Here is a 2,577-nt window from a genome sequence, read left to right on the forward strand (position 1 = left end):
GGTAAACAATAACTCTACTACGGAAAGCCCTCTTTATTTTGGCGAAGGTATTGGTTGGCCGATTCTTTATGGAACATCCGCACCTATATGGTTCAGGTAAATTTATCATAGCTAGCAAAAAATATTATCCAACTTTATATACGGAAGAATCTATAGATCGCTATTCGGCTATCGCTGGCTTATTTCCATCTTGCCATCAAATGGGAACTACACGTATGCATATAGATCCTACACAAGGTGTTGTTGATGAGAATTGTCGAGTACATGGAATTAGTAACTTGTATATAGCTGGTAGTTCAGTATTTCCCACTGGCGGCTCTGCTAACCCGACGCTTAATATTGTCGCTTTAGCAATTCGACTTGCAGATTATATCAAGGAGCAGAAGTATTGAATATTAATAAAAATGAATAAATTACTACTCAAAATTTATGATGAATTTTTGAAAAAGACTGGTCGATTGCTTAAATTATCAGGAGATTTTGCAACCAGGTTACCTTGCTTCTTGTTTTGACAAACATAATGCTTTCCAACTAATAAAAACTCCATAAAGTTTTATGACCAAAATTGCTTCATTTGATGTATTCGATACTGTGCTGACACGAGCATTTGGCTCGCCACAGTCATGCGCTATCCTCTTGGGAAATAAAGTTAAAGACTTATCACTCTTGCAATATACACCTGAAGCCTTTGCCCGTGCCCGTATTGATGCTCAAGTGCGTGCCGTCCGAAATGCAGGTGGTATTGATTCTAAATTAAATTTGCATCAAATTTACGCTGAATTAGGAAATGCACTAGGGCTAACTCAAACGCAGTGTGACGAGTTGATGAAGTTGGAACTTGAGTTGGAAGCTGAATTAATTCGCCCTGTACCCCAAGCCAGAGAACTTGTGCAGTCCGCACGCGATCGCAACCAGCGTATTATTTTTGTATCGGATATGTATCTGGGAACTGAGTTTATCCAAAAACAGCTAGCTCACCACGGTCTGTATTTAGATGGTGATCGCTGTTATGTATCGTGTGACTATTCTAAATCAAAAGCATCAGGTGAACTGTTCCGAGAAATACTACGCTGCGAAAATACTGCTCCCAACCTAGTATCTCATTGTGGTGACGACTTATGGTCTGATGTTCAATCTGCAAAGGACGTTGGGCTTAAGGTTACGCCATTCCTTAATGCCAAACTCAATCGGTATGAAGAAATTCTTGATTCTTACACCTGGGCTACAGAAGGTTTATCTTCTGCTATGGCCGGAGCATCGAGATTAGCACGTTTAACAATTCCTGCCTCTTCTTTAAAAGAAGAGGCTCAACGTGATGTGGCTGCCGGTGTAGTTGCTCCTTTATTGGTTGGCTTTACCCTTTGGGTATTGAGGCGTGCTCAAAAATTAGGCTTAAAGCGACTCTACTTTGTGTCGAGAGATGGTCAAATATTGCTCGAAATCGCACGCAGGTTAATCAAGAAGCTTGATTTTGACTGTGAACTTCGCTACTTCTACGGTAGTAGATGTGCTTGGCTACTTCCGAGTATTACCAGTGTTGATGAGGAACACTTAAATGGCATCTTTTGGTCATCAGCTAGTGTTGACTCGCCTTTGTCAGTACACACTATACTATCTCGACTTGATATCAATCCCGAACAAATAAAATCTAGCCTGGTTTCTATAGGCATTACGGAAAAAGACTGGTTACGTAATATAACTATTGATGAACGCAAAAAACTGAATCAATTATTAATTCAAAATGAAAATATACAGGAGATAATTCTTCGCAAAGCTGACCAAAAGCGCAAAGTTATGGTCAAGTATTTAAAGCAAGAAGGAATGTTAGATATGACTGAATTTGGTTTTATTGATGTAGGTGCGGCTGGTAACTTGCATTATATGCTTTCCAGCATTATGTCTGTTTCGACAGGGAAGCTTCCTGTGAGTTTATTCCCGTATTTAGGACAACAAGCTTTAAAAAACCAATTTATCAGACCGGAGACATACTTCTTCGATATCGAAAATAATCTAGGTTTCTGTGATAACTATAGATTTTTATTTGCGCTCATGGAAATAGCTTGTGTTGCAGATCATGGTTCAGTAGTTGATTATCAAGAAGTAGACGAGCAAATAAAACCTGTTATTAAAAATGAATATAATCAACAAGTTATAAACTGGGGTTATCATATTGTTCGCAAAACAATATGCAGTTTTACTGACAATTTACTACTTGATTTCAGCTTAGTTAATCCCCAGGCTGATGTGCGTGCTGCCACCATAGAAGCGATTGAAACTTTTTGCTCCAATCCTTCTTTCGCTGAGGCAAATGCTTGGGGTAGTTTTCCTGTAGAATTAGGTTTAGAGGATGAATATTTTGTGCCTTATCTAGCCAAGAGTTACGCTTGGAAAGATATGATTCAGCCCTTTTTACCTGAGTATAAGGCAACCTGGCGACAAATTTATTGGTGGCACGAAGGAGCGCTTGTTTTGACTCCTCCTTTGCTGCGGACTGCTTTGAAAATTAGCATTAATTTTGGACAATATATAGCGTTTCTTAATCTAGTGAAGTACAGTAACAACAATGGGTAAACCAAT

Annotated in this window: 2 protein-coding genes; both read left to right on the forward strand. The window is 39.0% G+C overall.

What is annotated here, in order from left to right:
• Positions 1–68: 68 nt before the first annotated feature.
• Positions 69–392 carry a GMC family oxidoreductase gene (locus AC5JMK_RS14195; protein ID WP_495910397.1) on the forward strand — a complete coding sequence of 108 codons (324 nt, stop codon included), beginning with the start codon at positions 69–71 and terminating at the stop codon, positions 390–392.
• 163 nt (positions 393–555) lie between these two features.
• Complete coding sequence (locus tag AC5JMK_RS14200) at positions 556–2,571, forward strand: HAD family hydrolase (RefSeq protein ID WP_495910398.1); 2,016 nt, start codon at positions 556–558, stop codon at positions 2,569–2,571.
• The last annotated feature ends 6 nt before the right edge of the window (positions 2,572–2,577 follow it).

Source organism: Pelatocladus sp., assembly GCF_059505505.1.

What these genes read in the sequence shown, in the direction of transcription:
- AC5JMK_RS14195 (WP_495910397.1), top strand. Translation starts at nt 69, where the DNA reads ATGGAACATCCGCACCTATATGGTTCAGGTAAATTTATCATAGCTAGC.
- AC5JMK_RS14200 (WP_495910398.1), top strand. Translation starts at nt 556, where the DNA reads ATGACCAAAATTGCTTCATTTGATGTATTCGATACTGTGCTGACACGA.